This is a genomic window from Knoellia subterranea KCTC 19937 (assembly GCF_000768685.1).
Lineage (GTDB): Bacteria > Actinomycetota > Actinomycetes > Actinomycetales > Dermatophilaceae > Knoellia > Knoellia subterranea.
This window is the reverse complement of sequence record NZ_AVPK01000008.1, coordinates 65,167-81,131: the sequence shown is the minus strand read 5'-3', so window position 1 is coordinate 81,131 and position 15,965 is coordinate 65,167. Positions and strand designations below refer to the sequence as shown.

Genomic DNA, 15,965 nt, shown 5'->3' with positions numbered 1-15,965 from the left:
AATCCTACGCGTGCCGGGGTCCCTGGACGAAATCCACGCCGCGCCCCGACTCCTTGCCCTGCTGGGACGGCGAGCGCCAGCAAGTTGTCCCACCCGGGCAAGAAGTCGCGCTCTCCTGACACGCGACATTCCGGTATGCCGGGCGCTCGCCTCCCGCGTAGGCTCGCCCTTCGTGTCTCGTCTGGGGGAAATCATCGCGCCGGCCCGGCTCGGGCGACCCTTCCGCTGGAACCTTGCGTCGGTCTGGGCCAGCAACCTCGGCGACGGCATCGCGCTCGCCGCCGGTCCCCTGCTCGTCGCCTCACTGACCCGCAACCCCTCGTTGATCGCTGCCGCGGTCATCGTCCAGCAGGTGCCCAGCCTGGTCTTCTCCCTGTATGCCGGTGCGCTGGCCGATCGCATCAGTCGCCATCGCCTCGTGGTCGTTGCGAACGTCCTGCGAGCTCTGGTCATCGGGACGCTCGTGGCCACGATCGTCACGGACGTCGTCGGCATCTGGGTCGTCCTGGGCGCCCTGTTCCTCGTGGGTGTGGCCGAGCAGTTCAGCGACGCGGGCACCAGATCGGTGTTGCCACTCATCGTGCACCGCGACCACCTGGCCGTCGGCAACGCGCGGATGATGGCCGGGTACCTCGTCGCCAACAACCTCGTCGGTCCCCCGATCGGGGCTTTCCTCTTCGCTGCCGGAATGGCGCTCCCGTTCGGTGCGCAGGCCGCGGCGGTGCTCCTGGCCGCATGGTTGTTCACCCGGATCGACATCCCGCGCACCGACCGGTCGGAGCGCCCGGACACCCACATCCGCCACGACATCCTTGAGGGCCTGCGCTGGATCCGCGGCAACCACGCCGTGCGCACGCTGTCGATCGTGATCTTCGTCTTCAACCTCACATGGGGTGCGCCGTGGGGTGTCCTCGTCCTCTGGGCGCAGGAGCGCCTTGGCGTGGGGCCGGTCGGATTCGGCCTGCTCTCAACGGCGTCGGCGACCGGCGGAATCGTCGCGGTCCTCGTCTTCGACGCCCTCCAGGCGCGCGCCTCGCTCGCGACTCTCATGAAGGTATGCCTCACGCTCGAGGTCGTCGTGCACCTGGCGTTTGCGCTCACCACGGCGCAGTGGCTCGCCATGGTGCTCATGTTCGTCTTCGGTTGCTACGCCTTCGTGTGGGGGTCGGTCTCGACGACGGTGCGGCAACGCGCCACGCCCCTGGAGTTCCAGGGACGGGTCGGTTCGGTCTACTGGTTCGGACTCACGGCGGGGCTGCTCGTCGGCCAGGCCCTCGGTGGGCTCATCGCCACGCATTGGGGAATCGCGGCACCGTTCTGGTTCGCCTTCGTCGGGGCCGGGCTCACGCTCATCCTGATGTGGCGGCAGCTCGACTCGATCGCGCACGCCGGCGACGACGATCCGGATGCCACCGCTGCCCCCTCTCCGGCTGCCTGACACGGGACACTGGGGCGCATGGACGACGTGCTGCGGGTGGTGCTCATCGGGATCGGCGTGATCCTCGGGGCCTTCCTGCTCGTCGTCGGGTTCCTCATGTGGCGCTACCGCATCCCGCCGCGGGGAGTCGTCGCGCTGGCCATGGCCGGGTTCTACCTCGTCGTGCCCGTCGATGTCGTCCCCGAGGCCGTGCTCGGACCGCTCGGACTGGCCGACGACGCCGGGGTCGTGGGCCTGGCGGTGCTCTTCGCGCTGCGGGTCGCTCGGGCGCGCAAGGTGCTGCGCGACTCCGGCGTCGACTTCAGCCGAAAGCGCGACTGAGCCGCCCCTGACCCGCGAGACGCTGAGTGTGACGGTCGACGAATTCGACCACCCACGCCGGCTCGGTGAGGGCGTGCTGCCGAAGCGCCCATCCGATGGCCTTGCGGAGGCGCGGATCCTCGCAGACGTGGGCGGACGGCATACCAAGCCGTGCTCAGCCGTCATCACAACGCGGTCACGATCCGCCATCCGCGTTGATCCACCGTCGCGGGTCAACGACGGTGGACCGATGCGTCGACTCCTCCTGGCACTGCTTGCGTTGATCCTGGTGACCGGCTGCGGTGGTGAGGGAGATCCGAACGCCGCAGCGTCCGGGTCGCCCGCACCCAGCACGTCCACGTTGCCGACGTGCGTCGACAGCGATGAGTGGTCCGCCCTGGCGCCCGGCGGCCCCGCAGGCATGACCGCCGGTGACGGCGAGCTGGCCGTGGTCTTCGCGAACACCGCCGACGGGACCGCGTGTGACTGGTACGACTACGCCAGCTCTCTCGTGAAGGCCGGGCACCGAGTCGCGGCCTGGGACTACGCGACGGCAGGCGGTCCCGTCGAGGACCGGGTCGCCGAGCTCGACGCCGTGGTGGACCAGGTACGCGGGGCCGGCTCATCCGAGGTGGTCGTCGTGGGTGGTTCGCGCGGCGGCTGCCTGGCCCTCCTCGACGCGGCACAGAATCCCGACGTTTCCGCGGTGGGCGTCCTCAGCTGCGCGAAGGTGTGGAATCGGCAGGACCCAACCCCTCTGGCCGAACACCTTCCGAAGGTCACTGTGCCCGTGCTGTCCGTGATCGCGGCAACGGATCCTGATGTGCCCCTGGCCGAGACGAAGGCAGACCTGGCTTCGCTGGGATCCGCGGACAAGGACCTGTTGGTGGTCCAGGACTCCAGCGACCACGGCACCGCCCTCCTGGCGTCGCCGACAGTGACCACGGCGCTCGATGAGTTTGTCGCGACGCAGGCTGGTTGACGGCTGCCACATCAGCTCACAGATGCTTGAGGGCCTCGCGACGGCTCAACCCGCTCAGCCGTGAGTCGTAGCGCTCGACGAAAGCACGCACCCAGTCCGGGTCGGTCCGGGCGTACTGCCGCAGCGCCCACCCGATGGCCTTGCGGATGAAGAACTCGCGGTCGTCGAGGTTGGGCTCGATGACCTCGTCGAGGAGGTCGGTGTCCGTCCGCTCCCGGTGGCGCAGCTGACTGATGATCGCCGACCGCCGGAGCCACAGGTCGTCGTGTTCGGACCACGCCCGCATCCGGAGCCCCTCCCCCTCAGGGTCGACGATCAGCACCTCCCCAACGACGTTGGACAACTCGTCGACCAGGTCCCACCACGCACCCGTCACGACCAGTTGCTCGACCAACGGCATGACGTCCGGATCGCGCCACGAGCGATAGGTGCGGTGGCGGAGCAGTGCGAGACCGGCATACCGGTCCTCCCTGAACTCGGCCCCGTCCCAGAGGGATCGGATCGAGCGTTCCCAGCCCGAGCGGGTCTCGATCCGCAGGGCGGGATCGGCGAGGAGCGGACGCAGAGTCGCGGTGCGTTCGGGTGAGGTGAGGCCGAGGAAGGGCATAGCGCTCTTCATGTAGCGCTGCTGCTCGACCGCGCGCTCGGGGTTGGCGCCCGATCGCAACGCCGCGCGGATCGCGTCGACGAGCTCGGAACCGTCGTAGCCTGCCGACATGGATTCGCCTCTCGTGCAACGGATGCAGGGCTTCGGATCGACGATCTTCGCAGAGATGACGACGCTGGCCAACGAGCACGGCGCGCTCAATCTCGGTCAGGGGTTCCCGGACACGGAGGGCCCGCAGGAGATCCTCGACGCCGCGAAGGTGGCGATCGACGCTGGTCGCAACCAGTACCCGCCCGGCCCCGGTGTCCCCGAGCTGCTCGACGCCATCGCCGCGCACCAGAAGCGGTTCTACGATCTCGACGTCGACCCGCGCCGCGAGGTGCTCGTGACGGTGGGAGCGACCGAGGCGATCGCCGCGACGATCCTCGCCCTGTGCGAGCCGGGAGACGAGGTCGTGACGTTCGAGCCGTACTACGACTCGTATGCCGCGTCGATCGCCCTCGCGGGCGCCGTCCGTCGGACGTCGGTGCTGCGGTTTCCCGACTTCGCGGTCGACGAGGAGTCACTGCGGGCCGCCTTCTCGTCGCGGACACGGCTCGTGCTGCTCAACACCCCGCACAACCCGACGGGCAAGGTTTTCACCCGCGCCGAGCTCGAGCTGATCTGCGCGCTCGCGAGGGAGCACGACGCGTGGGTCGTCACCGACGAGGTCTATGAGCACCTGGTCTTCGACGGACTCGAGCACGTGCCGGTCGCGACGCTGCCGGGGATGTGGGACCGCACGCTGACGATCTCGTCTGCCGGCAAGACGTTTTCGGTCACCGGGTGGAAAGTCGGCTGGGTCAGCGGTCCGGCGGCCGCTGTCGCGGCGGTGCGGACGGTCAAGCAGTTCGTCACGTACGTCGGGTCGGGGCCGTTCCAGCCGGCGGTCGCGCTCGGGCTGGGTCTCGACGACGCCGTGTATGCCGGCCTGTCCCGTTCGATGTCGGCGAAACGTGACCTGCTGGTCGAGGCCCTGACGGGGATCGGGCTCGACGTGGCCGTGCCGGGAGGGACGTACTTCGTCGTCGCCGATGCGGCGCCGCTGGGTGCCACCGATGCGCTGGAGTTCTGCCGCGAGCTGCCTGGGCGGGCCGGTGTCGCCGGTGTGCCGGTGTCGGTGTTCCACGACGACGAAGACGCGGCCCGCACGCTGGTGCGGTTCGCGTTCTGCAAGCAGGACGACGTGCTCCGGGAGGCGGCGCGGCGATTGTCGCGACTGCGCGGCTGAGTGCGTCCACAGGCTGGGTGGAAGCGTCTGGTTGTCCACAGATTGCGCTCGTGGTCTGGTGGGGAGCGGCTGCGGGGCTCAGGGTCGTGGCATGACCACCCCACGCACGATGGCGACGCTGGGCCAGCTCCTGCTTGCCCTCGCGGCCGCCGGAAGTCTCGTCCCCGGCGTGGGACTCCCTGCCGGTCCGGGGGTCACCCCTGACATCTCGCCAACAACCGTTCCCGGCGCGCTCGCCCCGACCGCCTCCGCAGGAGCCACCGCGGACCCGACGACACTCCGGGGGACGTGGTCGTGGCCGCTCTCCCCTCGCCCCACGGTCCTGGCCCGGTTCGTCCGGCCCCGGGAGACCTGGGGCGCCGGGCACCGCGGGATCGACCTCAGCGCGAGTCAGGGCCAGGAAGTGCGATCGGTCGATGCGGGCACCGTCACCCACGTCGGTGTCATCGCGGGTCGCGGGACGGTGAGTGTCACGCATGCCTCGGGGCTGCGGAGCACCTACGAGCCCGTTGACGCGAACGTGTCATCAGGGGACGTGGTCGTCGAGGGGCAACCCATCGGCCGCGTCCTCGGACGCACGCATTGTGGTGGCGCGTGCCTGCACCTCGGGGCCCTCGACGGGGAGGCCTACCTCGATCCACGACCGCTGCTCGGCGGCACCCGCGTCATCCTGCTGCCGCTCGAGGCGGATCGGTGAGGTTCAGCCCACGGTGGGCCAGGGGTTTGGCGCGCAGCCGTCGAGACCCTTGGTCTGCTGGAGCATGATGGGCGCGGGCTGGCCGGCGCCCGGGCAGGCGACGTGACCGTGGTAGAGGCCGTGACCCACTTCGTGGTTGACCATGTACTGCCGGTACGCCGCCAGGTTCGTTCCGTAGCCCGGCACGCCCTCGGTCCAGCGGCGGACGTTGAGGACAACCTTGCGCAGGTTGAAGCAGGACACCTGGCCCTGGGTCTCGAGCGGGGCGCACAGCTTGTCCGTGAGCTCCGGGCTGGCCAGGACGATCGTCATGTCGACCTTGCCCTCGGCGACCGCCGCGGGGGACACGGCCCGGAAGCGAACCTTGTCGCGCGTCTGCCAGCCCCGCGCGTCCCCCAGCGTCGCCGCGATGATCTTGGCGGCCTCGCTGGCATTGACGCCAGCGCCTCTCTCGACCTGCAGTCCCACCCTGACGGTCCGATTCGGGTTGACCTCGGGGACGGCGATCGTCGGCAGGGCCACGGACGTGACCTTTCCACTGCCCTTCTGTGGCACGGGCTGCGAACCGGCGTGGGGCGTGGTCGCCGGGATCGAGGCCAACTCTTCGGCCGCAGGAGCCGGGTCGGTGCGTTGACGCAGTGCCGCGGCCGCGAGATCTGCTGCGGCCCGTTCGGGCGAACTCGACTCCTGGCTGGGCCAGAACGACCAGAGGAAGACTGCAAGGGCAGTGGTCAGGGCGAGCGCCGCGAGAACGCGGCGGCGCGCGAAGACGGCAGGGCTTGCCTGCGTGCGTGGCACGGCTCCCCCACTGCCACGGCCCTGGCGTTGGAGGGCCCGCGTCGGGGGGACCATTTCCACGTCCGGCACGTCGTGGTCCGGGGTCGAGCCCTGCCGCCCACCACCGGACGTTGCCCGTCCGCGACGATCGGCGCGGCTCCACGACTCCAGCTCAGGAGTGGGCCGAACGGATCCTCGACCCAGGTCCCCGCGGTGGTGCTCCTGACGGTCCCGCACTCGTGTGTCCCGTTGCTCGGTGCGGCGGCGATCGCGACGCGACTCCGCCGAACGCCGCGACGACGAATCCTCGGTGCGACGGCTGCCACGCCGACGGCGATCGGACTTGCCACGCTTCAGATCGGATCGACGAAGGACCGGCTGGCCCTCGTCGTCGAGGAGCGAAGAGCGCGGCTCGCTGACCCAGTCGGGTGAGTCGAAGTTCTCAGGCACGAGGGTGGGCCTGTGCGTAGGAGGCCGCGAGGCGCTCGATGGACACATGGGTGTAGATCTGGGTCGTCGCCAGGGATGCGTGGCCGAGCAGCTCCTGAACCATGCGCAAATCGGCCCCACCCTCAAGGAGGTGTGTGGCGGCGCTGTGGCGCAGTCCGTGCGGGCCGAGGTCCGGCGCATCGTGTACGTGGGTCAACATGTCGTGGACGAGGGTACGCACTTGTCTTGGATCGATTCGCCGTCCCCGTCGGCCCAGAAAGAGAGCCGGCCCGCTCTCCGGCGTGGTGAGCCGCGAGCGGCTGGCGGACAACCACTGGTCAAGGGCCTGCGCCGCCGGCTTGCCGAACGGAACGCGCCGCTCCTTGTTCCCCTTGCCTATGACGCGAATCACAGAGGCGGCGTGGTCCACGTCGTCAACGTCCAGGCCGGTCAACTCCCCCACGCGGATCCCTGTCGCGTACAGGAGCTCGAGAATGGCGCGATCGCGGACGTGCACCGGATCGTCGTCATCGGCAGCGACCGCGGCGACGTCGAGCAACGCGGAGGCGTGATCCCTGGCGAGAACCGGCGGCAGGGTGCGGTGCCGCTTCGGCGCCACGAGCCGCAGCGCCGGATCGAGCTCCACATGCCCCTGACGCGTGGCCCAGGCGAAGAACGTCCGCAGCGTGGCGGACCGACGCGCGATCGTCGAACGCGCTGCGCCGCCCGCCGCGAGGACCCCCAGCCATGCCCGGAGGTCGGCCAGCCGCACTTCGCTCAATTCGGTCTCGGCCCGGGGGGTGCCGGCCACGTCCTCGCCCGCCCCGCTGGCTCTGCCGGCCTCGCCTGCACCGTCGCTCTCGCCTGCGCCGCCGACGTCACCGTCGAGGTGGCTGAAGAAGTCGCGCAGGTCCGCGAGGTAGGCCTTCACCGTGTGTGGAGACCGCCCACGCTCCAGTCTGAGATGACGCTCGAAGGCGTCCATCACGACCGTGCGGCTGGCTGTCACACCCCGCACCGTCTCATCAGGCGCCAGCGGGATCAACCACCCGGGCGACGAACAAGGGTGTGTCCGTCAACCTCCTGACACTCGCAGGCGGGACGGAGCCGTGGACGGTCAGCGGCGCGAGGCCGGGATCTTGCGCCACCCCCCATCGACTCGTTCGACGAGCCCGAGCATGGCGAGTCGTCCCAGGACACTCAGCAGGGTCGCCGGGTCCAGCGCCGTGAGGCGTTGCAGCCCGGCCAGGTCCGTGGTTCGGCGCACCGGGACGGCAGACCACACGCTGCTCGCGGTGGGGTCGAGTTCGGACTCCGGGGTGACGGGCGCCCTCGCAAGGCCGACCGAGTCGAGACTGAGACGTCCCATCAGGTCGAGGACTTCGGCGGCGTCGGTGACGAGCGTGGCTCCGGTCTCGCGCAGGAGCTTGTGGCAACCAGCGGACTGGACCGAGGTCACGGGACCCGGCACCGCCGCGACGTGACGCACGAGCTCGCGGGCCACCTTGGCGGTGTTGAGCGAGCCGGACCGCAGCCCTGCCTCGACCACGACCGTGCCCACTCCGAGGGCAGCGATGATCCGGTTGCGCGCGATGAAGCGCTGCCGATAGGGCGCCCAACCCGGCGGCAACTCGCTCACCACGGCCCCACCGTCGGCAATCTCGCGGAGCAGGCCTGCGTGCGCCTGCGGGTAGGCCCGGTCGAGCCCGCGGGCGAGCACTGCGACCGTCGGTCCACCGCCGGCCAGCGCGCCGCGATGGGCCGCCGCATCGATCCCGAACGCCGCGCCCGACACGACCGCCACTCCACGGTCCACCAGCTCTTCGCCGAGCTCGGCGGCCACCCGCAGGCCGTAGGAGGTCGCCGCGCGCGATCCCACGACAGCGACGCTCCCGACGGTCATGCTCAGGTGACCGGTGCCCTTGACATAGAGACACACCGGCGGGCAGGGCAGGTCGTCCAGAGCCTCGGGCCACTCCTCGTCGCCAGGGATGAGCACGCGCACGTCGAGCCGGTCCAGAGCATGACGCGCCTGGTCGAGGTCGAGGGTGGCGACGCGCTGGTCGTAGCGACCGTCCGATGCCAGCGATCCGGAGACGAGCCTTCGGACGGACTCCGCGGCACCCTCCTGGGCGATCCAATCGCGGACGGACACGGTCTCCGGCTCGGCGACACGACTCCACGCCACGCGGGCCCATCGTTCCTGCTCACGGTCGTCGTCCCCGGGGACCACGAACCTCGCCGTGCTGCTCACGCTGCCTCCCTCCCCACGCCCCGAAGGGTGTAGGCCAATTCGATGTCGGCCAGCGCAGGTGACGTCCGGCCCCCGAGGTCCGCGCAGGACCACGCGAGTCGCAGCGTGCGGTCGTATCCGCGCAGCGTCAGCACCCCGATGTCGAGGGCACGGTCCAGGGCCGCCGTCCGATCCCCCGGCAGTCGCCACGGTCGACGCCGCAGTGCGTGCCCGGGAACCTGGGCGTTGGTCTCCCACCCATGTTTCGCCCACCGCTCGACCTGCGCGCCTCTCGCCTGCAGGACCCGCTGCCGCACCACGGCACTGGACTCCCCCGCACCGTCGTCCCCGAAGGCGGCCCGCGACACCGGCTCCACGACCACCTGGATGTCGATGCGGTCCACGAGCGGTCCCGACAGTTTGGCCTTGTAGGACCGTTGCTCCAGAGCGCTGCACACACAATCGATGCCCTTGCCCCACGCCTGCCCGCACGGGCAGGGATTCGTCGCCATGACGAGCTGGAACTGCGCTGGGTAGCGCACGAGCTGCTTGGCCCGGGCGATCGTCACCTCGCCCGACTCCAGCGGTTGGCGCAACTGCTGCAGGACGGAGGTCTTGAACTCCCCGGCCTCGTCCAGGAAGAGAACACCGCCGTGAGCACGGGAGATGGCGCCGGGCAGGACCACGCCCGAGCCGCCGCCGGTGATCGCCGCCATCGATGCACTGTGGTGCGGCGCCACGAAGGGCGGGGTGAGGTCGAGCTCGCTCGCCCGGATTTCGTCACCGGTCAGGGACCTGATGGCGTGGTTCTGGAGGGCGCGCTCGCGCGACAGCGGCGGGAGAACGGTGACGAGCCGCTCGGCGAGCATCGTCTTGCCCACCCCGGGCGGACCGTTCATGAGGATGTGGTGCTGACCCACGGCGGCGAGCTCGATGGCCAGCCGCGGCTCGGGCTGGCCCACCACGTCGGCGAGGTCGGGCGTCTTCGTGGTGGCGGGACGATCGTCCGTGGCCGGCGCGGCAACGGGCAGCGGATGCACACCGGCCCGCGCGGCATACCAGGCCACGAGTGTCGCGAGGGAGGGCGCACAGTGCACGACGACCCCGTCGACGAGCTGCGCCTCCGCCACGTTCTCGGGCGGCACGACGACGTGGGTGATGCCCGCACGCGCAGCGGCGAGCACGGACGGCAGGATGCCGCGGACACCCCGCACCCGACCGTCGAGGCCGAGTTCGCCCAGATGGACGACCCGTGCAATCCGCCTGCCGTCGATGACTCCGTGCGCCGCCAATACTGCGAGCGCGATGGCGACGTCGAAGCCGGTGCCCTGCTTGGGGAGCGAGGCGGGCGAAAGGTTCACCGTGATGCGGGACGCGGGCAGCGGACTGCCACTCGTGGCCGCCGCCGATTTCACCCGGTCGGGCGCCTGGCCGCACGCCTTGTCGGGCAGCCCGGTGACGCTGAAGTGGGGCAGCTGCGCGGAGATGTGCGCCTCGACGTCGACGAGCCGTCCGTCGAGCCCGGAGAGAGCCACGCTCAGGGTCCGCCCAAGCCGCACGCTCACGCCTCCACCGCCCGGAGGTGCCGGATGAGGGGTCGCTGACCGCGCCGAGCGATGATGCCGATGACGTCGATCCGCACCCGTGGGACGGCGTCGGGACGCGACCGGAGGTAGGCGGCGGCGAGTCGGCGCAGACGCAGGGCCTTCTCCCGGGTCACGGCCTCGAGCGGGTCACCGACACCGGTGCCGCGGCGGGTCTTGACCTCGCACACGACGACGCAGTCGCCGTCGAGGGCGATGACGTCGATCTCCCCCTCGGGGCAGCGCCAGTTGCGCTCGAGGATCTGCATGCCGCGATCACGCAGGAAGCGGGCGGCAAGTGCTTCGCCGTGGGCGCCGAGCGCCAGGTGTTCGTCCATGCCGAACAGCCTCGGCGGGCCACCACAGCGTCCGCCACCGACGCCGCCACATCTGTGGACGACGAGAGCCGATCAGCCCGCCTGTGGACGACGAACCGTGCTCAGCGAATCAGAAATCGCCCTTGGGCAACTGCAGTTCGGACTTCGCGAGCTCCTCGACGTTGACGTCCTTGAAGGTCACCACCCGGACCTGCTTGGCAAATCGCGCCGGCCGGTAGATGTCCCACACCCACGCGTCCTGCATGGTGACGTCGAAGAACACCTCGCCACCGTCGCTGCGCACCTTCACGTCCACGGAGTTGCACAGGTAGAAGCGGCGTTCGGTCTCGACGACGTGGGAGAACAGGCCGACGACATCGCGGTACTCGCGGTAGAGGGCGAGCTCCATCTCGCTCTCGTACTTCTCGAGATCCTCGGCGCTCATGCATCCCCACCTTCGTGATCGGTTCGTGCAGCGGTGGCCGGAACGAGGTCCGGTGCCCCCACCCTCTCAGGTGTCGGCTCCGTGGCGTCGGCCAGTCCGACGATCTGCCCATCCTCGTCCATCGTTCCGGGCAGCCGCCACGATCGACGATGCAGGTCGCAGGGGCCCATAGCACGCAGGGCGTCGAGGTGTTCGGGGGCGGAGTAGCCCTTGTTGAGCTCCCACGCATAGGCCGGATGCTCGGGAGCGAGGTCGACCATGATCCGGTCACGCGCCACCTTGGCGAGGACGCTCGCCGACGCGACCGACGAGCACTTGACATCGGCCTTGATCATGGTCGTGACCGGTGGAGTGTGCGCCCCCTCGTCGGAGGCGAAAGCCAGCAGACCGACCTCGTCGGGCTGGGTGAGCCAGTCGTGGTTCCCGTCCAGGATCACGAGGTCGGGCACGACGTCGAGCATGGCCAGCGCCCGGCGACCGGCCAACCGCAGCGCGGCGATGATGCCGATCTCGTCGATCTCGGCCGGCGATGCGTGTCCGACGGCATGCGCAAGAGCCCACCGCCGAATCCGCGGCACCATCGCCTCGCGCACATGGGGTTGGAGCAGTTTGGAGTCCCGGACGCCCTGTGGCGCCGACCGGCAGGTCTCGTCGATGACGACGACGCCGACGGTGACGGGTCCGGCCAGCGCGCCACGCCCCACCTCGTCCATCCCCGCGAGCAACCGGTAGCCATCGCGCTGGAGCGCCCGCTCGACGCGGAGATTCGGCTTGCCGGAGCGGCGGATGGGGGGCATGGCAGGTGGTGCGGACTTTCTGGGTGGCGAAACGGTGGAGCGAGGGGTCAGGGGCTGGTGGAGGAGGTGCCCGACGACGTGCCCGAGGGACTGGGCGACGCGGGCGACGACGCACCGGGCGCCGGGACGTCGGCGAACGTCGACTCGCTGCGCCCGAGCCACCCGGCGCGGTCGAACGGCCAGACAAGGGCGACCGCGCGTCCGGTGATGCGGTCGATCGGGACCGAGCCCTCGGCGCCCGTCCCGGACGGGTCGTGGAAGCGGGAGTCCTCGGAGTCACTCCGGTGATCACCCATGACCCACACCTTGCCCTCGGGCACGGTGATGTCGAACGTGATCGAACTGGCGACGTCGGGCTTGACGTAGGGCTCGGAGATCGGGACACCGTTGACGGTGAGTCGTCCCTGAGCGTCGCAGCAGACGATGTGGTCCCCCGGCAGGCCGATCACGCGCTTGATCAGGTGGTTGTCCGAGGTGTTGGGGAGCAGACCCACGAACGACAGGACCCGTTCGACGCCGTCACGGATCGGTCCATGACTCACCTCGGGCATCGTCGACAGCCACTCGCCCGGATCCTCGAACACGATGATGTCGCCGCGCTGGAGGTCGACGACGTCGGGGACGAGCTTGTTGACGATGACGCGGTCGTTGAGAATCAGCGTGTCCTCCATTGACCCGGAGGGGATGTAGAACGCCTGGATCAGCCACGTCTTGACGACGAACGACAGCGCCAGCGCCATGGCGACGACGACGACGAACTCCCGAATCGCCGCGCCGGCAGCCCCCACCGCGGCACGACCTCGACCGGGTCCCTCGGGTCCCTCGGGTCCGCCGGACTCCGTCGAACCGGGGGTGTCGCCCGGGACCTCCTGGGGAGCATCCGGGTCGAACTGGCCCGGGTCGAACCGGGCCTCGTGGCTCGTCATCACTGGTATCCGTGCTCTCAGGGCTCGTGGGTGGTCGACGGGGTGGGGCTGGACAAACCGCCCATCCGACCCAGCGGCCAGATGCGCGTGACGACCGTACCGATGATGGCGTCCGCGGCGATCGTGCCGTCCGTCGACTCGGAGCCGGCACCGACGTGGGTGCGCGAGTCCGATGCCGAGGCGGCGGTGTCACTCAGGATGAAGTATCGGCCATCGGGGACGGTGAGGCGGAACGGTGCGGCGGATTCGGCGAGCCGTGGGCCGACTTCGTGCCCGTCGACAGTCAACCGACCCGACGTGCAGCACGCGACCTCGTCGCCGCCGACGGCCACGACTCGACCCAGGACCGACTTTTCACCGAGGTCGATGCCGACGGCCCCGGAGGCCGAACCGAGGGCACGCCCGATGAATCCGTCACCCGTGTGCGTCGAGCGGTCCGGCCCCGGCCACGCTGTCGTCACGTCGGCGACCACCACGTCACCGACCGCAGGGGCACCCACCTTGGCCACGAGCACCCTCTCCCCCTGCGTGAGCGTCGGTGACATGGAGTCGGTCGCCACGGCATACGGCTGCAGGAGCAGGGCGCGCACGAGCATCACGGTCAGGACGCCGACGGCCAGGAGGACCGTGATCCGGCGGGCATGACTCGACCCGGCCCCTGCCGTGGTGGCGGGAACCGGGTCGGTGTCGTGGGTGGCCGGCGATGTCATCGTGACGATGCTAGTCGCCGTGCCTGAGAGTGACGTGACCGTCGCTCCGGGAACGTCAGTTCGCCGGGGTGGTCTCGCGCTTCTCCTTGATCTTGGCGGCCTTGCCGCGCAGGTCGCGCAGGTAGTAGAGCTTCGCGCGACGGACGTCACCGCGGGTGACGACCTCGATGTGGTCGATGACCGGCGTGTGGATCGGGAAGGTGCGCTCGACGCCAACGCCGAAGGAGACCTTGCGGACCGTGAAGGTCTCGCTCAGGCCACCGCCGTGGCGACGGATGACGATGCCCTTGAAGACCTGGACACGCGAGCGCGTGCCTTCGATGACCTTGACGTGGACGTTGACGGTGTCGCCGGCGCGGAAGGCCGGGACGTCCTCACGGAGGGAGGCCTTGTCGATCTCGTCGAAACGCTGCATGACTGCTTCGCTTTCTCGTGCGGTGCCACAGGTCACCCACGCAGGATGGTGTTGCTTGTCCGATGGTGGTGCGTCGTCGTGCCTCATGCCGGATGACCCGAGTGGAACTGCGGATCGGCACTCCCCCTGTGGCGGGGGCGTCGTTCGACGGACGCGAGGATCAAGTTTGCCAGAGCACACGGCATACCGAGAAATCGGCGCAGCCGAACACGACTCCGGAGGCGAACGGTGAATCAGGAAGCGGTGCGCGCCTGACGCGGCGGCCGCTGTGCGCGAGCGATGCGGACGATGACCGGATCGACCTTGTCCTCGCCGCCCGCGAACTCGATCAGGGCGCGCGCGGACTGGATCTGGTCACGGGTCACCTTGACCACGAGCTTGTCCTTCACGGCACTCCTCCCTCGTCGTCGTCCTCTCCAGTGTCCTCCACGTAGACGACCTCGTCCACCAGCATCCCCGCCCGGAACCGGGTGACGTCGTCGCCGTCGCCGTCCATTCGGGCACCGGCGTCGAGGACCGAGAGCACGAGCGCCTTCTCCTGGTCAGTGGCCAGCGCGCTCTGCCCGAGCTCGACGAGGAGCACGCGGGACAGGGATCGTCGCCGGGGACTCTCGCTGCTCACCCCGTCGAGCGCGATGGTGAAGCGCCGCCCCCATTCCTCGAGGTGCCCCTGCTCAACCCGCTGGCCGACGTCCGCGCGCGCCTCCGCCTCACGCTGGGCGATGTCGCGCCGAGCCACGAGATAGGACACCAATGACCCCACACCCGCGCCGATGAACGCCAGCGCCGCACTCCACCACTCCATGGCCACCTCCCGGCCCCAGTCTGGCACCGGGGTCCGACGCCCGGGGGGCTGCAACCCCTAGCGTGTGCGTGTGAGCATCGATCCCGGGTGGCCGGTCGCCATTGCGTGCGTCGCCCTTCTCGTGCTGACGTTGGTCATGTATGCCGTGGGGCGGCTTCCGCGGCCGGCTTCCACTCTCGTGGCCGCCGCGCGGGCCGTGGCGCAGCTCGGGCTGGCAGCGCTTGTCATCACCGCGGTGGCGCAGAACCTCCTGCTGTCGGTGCTGCTCCTGTGCTTCATGTTCGGCGTCGCGGTCTTCACGACGACGCGACGGGTCGAGGCGACGAGGGCGTGGCCCTGGGCGACGGTGGCGATGCTCGCCGGGTTGCTCCCGGTCGTCGCCATCATCCTGCTCACGCGGACCGTGCCCCTCGAGGGCATCGCGCTCATCCCGGTCGTCGGCATCATCCTGGGCAACACGATGAACGGTCACACGTTGGTGGGGCGGCGCGCCTTTGCGGCGCTGCGCGAGGAGACGGGGCAGTACGACGCGGGGTTGTCCCTGGGGCTCACGCGGAGCCAGTCGATCGGCGAGATCGTCGACCGGCGCCTGCCGGAGGCGCTCATCCCCGGGCTGGACCAGGTGAAGACGGCAGGTGTCGTGACGCTCCCGGGGGCCTTCATCGGGGTACTGCTCGGAGGCGGTTCGCCCGCGCAGGCCGCGGCCGCGCAGGTGCTCGTGCTGCTCGGCATCATGGCCGCGCAGACCACCACCGCGGTCGTCGCGGGGCGGCTCATCCGGGGCGCGCAACTCCTGCCCGAGGACCTGACCAAGCGACTCCGCCCCTGACCTGCCTGCTCTGCCTGACCCGCCTCAGACGCCTGGCCCGCCTGACACGACGCTGCACAATCCGGTTCGCGAACCACTCACTCGCTCGATGACCGGATCGATCCGGTCTGCGAAGGCCCCTGCGGTTCGTCACCCGGATTGTGCACGCCCGGAATGGCCCGCAGCACCGCGTTGGCGATACGGCGGGCTCGAGCCGGGTTCCAGCCCTCCACTCGTGCCCACACGGTGACGACTCCGGCGTCGACACCGTCCGGCCCGGCGCGAATCGTGAGGTAGACCCGGGCATTCCAACGGGGCGAAGCGCTCAGCTCGAGCGTGTGCGTGTCCAGCACGCGGATGATCCCGTATCCCTGTGCCTGCGCGGCGGCCAGGACTGCCGACCACACGTCCGAGCCGAGGGGCGCT

The 15,965-nt window shown here is 70.0% G+C and carries 22 protein-coding genes; 7 read left to right on the top strand and 15 right to left on the bottom strand.

The genetic code is table 11. The annotated features are described in order from the left end of the window. Positions 1 to 172: 172 nt before the first annotated feature. Both N803_RS13505 and N803_RS13500 read left to right on the top strand, forming a co-directional pair. Positions 173 to 1,438, top strand: a complete 1,266-nt coding sequence (locus N803_RS13505; RefSeq protein ID WP_035906147.1) for an MFS transporter — start codon at positions 173 to 175, stop codon at positions 1,436 to 1,438. 18 nt (positions 1,439 to 1,456) lie between these two features. Next, positions 1,457 to 1,759, top strand: a complete 303-nt coding sequence (locus N803_RS13500; protein ID WP_052112287.1) for a DUF1232 domain-containing protein — start codon at positions 1,457 to 1,459, stop codon at positions 1,757 to 1,759. Here the strand turns inward: N803_RS13500 and N803_RS18040 are convergent. Then, positions 1,740 to 1,901: a DNA alkylation repair protein gene (locus N803_RS18040; protein WP_084764519.1), complete on the bottom strand. Its 162-nt coding sequence runs from the start codon at positions 1,899 to 1,901 to the stop codon at positions 1,740 to 1,742. The two genes, N803_RS13500 and N803_RS18040, sit on opposite strands and share 20 nt — an antisense overlap. A gap of 87 nt (positions 1,902 to 1,988) precedes the next feature. Between N803_RS18040 and N803_RS13495 the strand changes: the two genes are divergently transcribed. Beyond that, positions 1,989 to 2,720 carry an alpha/beta hydrolase gene (locus tag N803_RS13495; protein WP_084764517.1) on the top strand — a complete coding sequence of 244 codons (732 nt, stop codon included), beginning with the start codon at positions 1,989 to 1,991 and terminating at the stop codon, positions 2,718 to 2,720. Positions 2,721 to 2,736: 16 nt separating this feature from the next. Here the strand turns inward: N803_RS13495 and N803_RS13490 are convergent, their stop codons facing one another. Continuing rightward, entirely contained in the window at positions 2,737 to 3,438 is a 702-nt protein-coding gene (locus N803_RS13490; protein ID WP_035906144.1) for a DNA alkylation repair protein, read from the bottom strand. Between N803_RS13490 and N803_RS13485 the strand changes: the two genes are divergently transcribed. Together N803_RS13485 and N803_RS13480 are read left to right on the top strand one after the other, a co-directional pair. After that, positions 3,437 to 4,597 (top strand): pyridoxal phosphate-dependent aminotransferase, encoded by a 1,161-nt coding sequence (locus N803_RS13485; RefSeq protein WP_035906142.1) that lies wholly within the window; start codon positions 3,437 to 3,439, stop codon positions 4,595 to 4,597. The two genes, N803_RS13490 and N803_RS13485, sit on opposite strands and share 2 nt — an antisense overlap. Positions 4,598 to 4,688: 91 nt before the next feature. Next, positions 4,689 to 5,294, top strand: a complete 606-nt coding sequence (locus tag N803_RS13480) for a murein hydrolase activator EnvC family protein (RefSeq protein WP_245617269.1) — start codon at positions 4,689 to 4,691, stop codon at positions 5,292 to 5,294. 3 nt (positions 5,295 to 5,297) lie between these two features. On the opposite strand, the gene N803_RS18035 is transcribed toward N803_RS13480, so the two are convergent. Continuing rightward, positions 5,298 to 6,146, bottom strand: coding sequence for a DUF3152 domain-containing protein (locus N803_RS18035; protein WP_245617283.1), 849 nt, complete (start codon positions 6,144 to 6,146; stop codon positions 5,298 to 5,300). Positions 6,147 to 6,284: 138 nt separating this feature from the next. Between N803_RS18035 and N803_RS18400 the strand changes: the two genes are divergently transcribed. After that, the gene (locus N803_RS18400) at positions 6,285 to 6,503 is read left to right on the top strand and encodes a hypothetical protein (protein ID WP_035906139.1); all 219 of its coding nucleotides are present in this window, start codon (positions 6,285 to 6,287) and stop codon (positions 6,501 to 6,503) included. 10 nt (positions 6,504 to 6,513) lie between these two features. On the opposite strand, the gene N803_RS13465 is transcribed toward N803_RS18400, so the two are convergent. The 11 genes from N803_RS13465 to N803_RS13420 form a co-directional block, all read right to left on the bottom strand. Then, on the bottom strand, positions 6,514 to 7,485 hold the full coding sequence (locus N803_RS13465) for a tyrosine recombinase XerC (protein ID WP_035906298.1): 972 nt from the start codon (positions 7,483 to 7,485) through the stop codon (positions 6,514 to 6,516). A 132-nt stretch (positions 7,486 to 7,617) separates the two neighbouring features. Beyond that, on the bottom strand, positions 7,618 to 8,754 hold the full coding sequence (gene dprA, locus N803_RS13460; RefSeq protein ID WP_169743095.1) for a DNA-processing protein DprA: 1,137 nt from the start codon (positions 8,752 to 8,754) through the stop codon (positions 7,618 to 7,620). Beyond that, positions 8,751 to 10,298, bottom strand: a complete 1,548-nt coding sequence (locus tag N803_RS13455) for a YifB family Mg chelatase-like AAA ATPase (protein WP_084764512.1) — start codon at positions 10,296 to 10,298, stop codon at positions 8,751 to 8,753. Before N803_RS13455 ends, dprA begins: the two co-directional genes overlap by 4 nt. Then, a complete protein-coding gene (locus tag N803_RS13450; protein WP_035906132.1) occupies positions 10,295 to 10,654 on the bottom strand; it encodes a YraN family protein in 360 nt (119 codons plus the stop codon). Before N803_RS13450 ends, N803_RS13455 begins: the two co-directional genes overlap by 4 nt. A gap of 109 nt (positions 10,655 to 10,763) precedes the next feature. Next, positions 10,764 to 11,078, bottom strand: coding sequence for a DUF2469 domain-containing protein (locus tag N803_RS13445; protein ID WP_035906130.1), 315 nt, complete (start codon positions 11,076 to 11,078; stop codon positions 10,764 to 10,766). After that, positions 11,075 to 11,875, bottom strand: a complete 801-nt coding sequence (locus tag N803_RS13440; protein ID WP_035906126.1) for a ribonuclease HII — start codon at positions 11,873 to 11,875, stop codon at positions 11,075 to 11,077. The genes N803_RS13445 and N803_RS13440 overlap by 4 nt, the downstream gene beginning before the upstream one ends. Before the next feature lie 47 nt (positions 11,876 to 11,922). Further along, a complete protein-coding gene (gene lepB, locus N803_RS13435; RefSeq protein WP_052112285.1) occupies positions 11,923 to 12,801 on the bottom strand; it encodes a signal peptidase I in 879 nt (292 codons plus the stop codon). Between the two features lie 17 nt (positions 12,802 to 12,818). Beyond that, the gene (lepB, locus tag N803_RS13430; protein ID WP_035906123.1) at positions 12,819 to 13,511 is read right to left on the bottom strand and encodes a signal peptidase I; all 693 of its coding nucleotides are present in this window, start codon (positions 13,509 to 13,511) and stop codon (positions 12,819 to 12,821) included. Positions 13,512 to 13,566: 55 nt separating this feature from the next. Next, positions 13,567 to 13,926: a 50S ribosomal protein L19 gene (gene rplS, locus N803_RS13425; RefSeq protein ID WP_035906122.1), complete on the bottom strand. Its 360-nt coding sequence runs from the start codon at positions 13,924 to 13,926 to the stop codon at positions 13,567 to 13,569. Between the two features lie 233 nt (positions 13,927 to 14,159). Beyond that, complete coding sequence (locus tag N803_RS18395) at positions 14,160 to 14,315, bottom strand: hypothetical protein (RefSeq protein ID WP_156969787.1); 156 nt, start codon at positions 14,313 to 14,315, stop codon at positions 14,160 to 14,162. Then, positions 14,312 to 14,731 (bottom strand): hypothetical protein, encoded by a 420-nt coding sequence (locus tag N803_RS13420; protein WP_035906121.1) that lies wholly within the window; start codon positions 14,729 to 14,731, stop codon positions 14,312 to 14,314. The genes N803_RS18395 and N803_RS13420 overlap by 4 nt, the downstream gene beginning before the upstream one ends. A gap of 70 nt (positions 14,732 to 14,801) precedes the next feature. On the opposite strand from N803_RS13420, the gene N803_RS13415 reads away from it, so the two are divergent. Further along, on the top strand, positions 14,802 to 15,560 hold the full coding sequence (locus N803_RS13415; protein WP_052112284.1) for an ABC transporter permease: 759 nt from the start codon (positions 14,802 to 14,804) through the stop codon (positions 15,558 to 15,560). A gap of 77 nt (positions 15,561 to 15,637) precedes the next feature. Here N803_RS13415 and N803_RS13410 read toward each other — a convergent pair whose 3' ends face one another. Then, the gene (locus tag N803_RS13410; protein WP_035906119.1) at positions 15,638 to 15,946 is read right to left on the bottom strand and encodes a hypothetical protein; all 309 of its coding nucleotides are present in this window, start codon (positions 15,944 to 15,946) and stop codon (positions 15,638 to 15,640) included. Positions 15,947 to 15,965 lie beyond the last annotated feature (19 nt).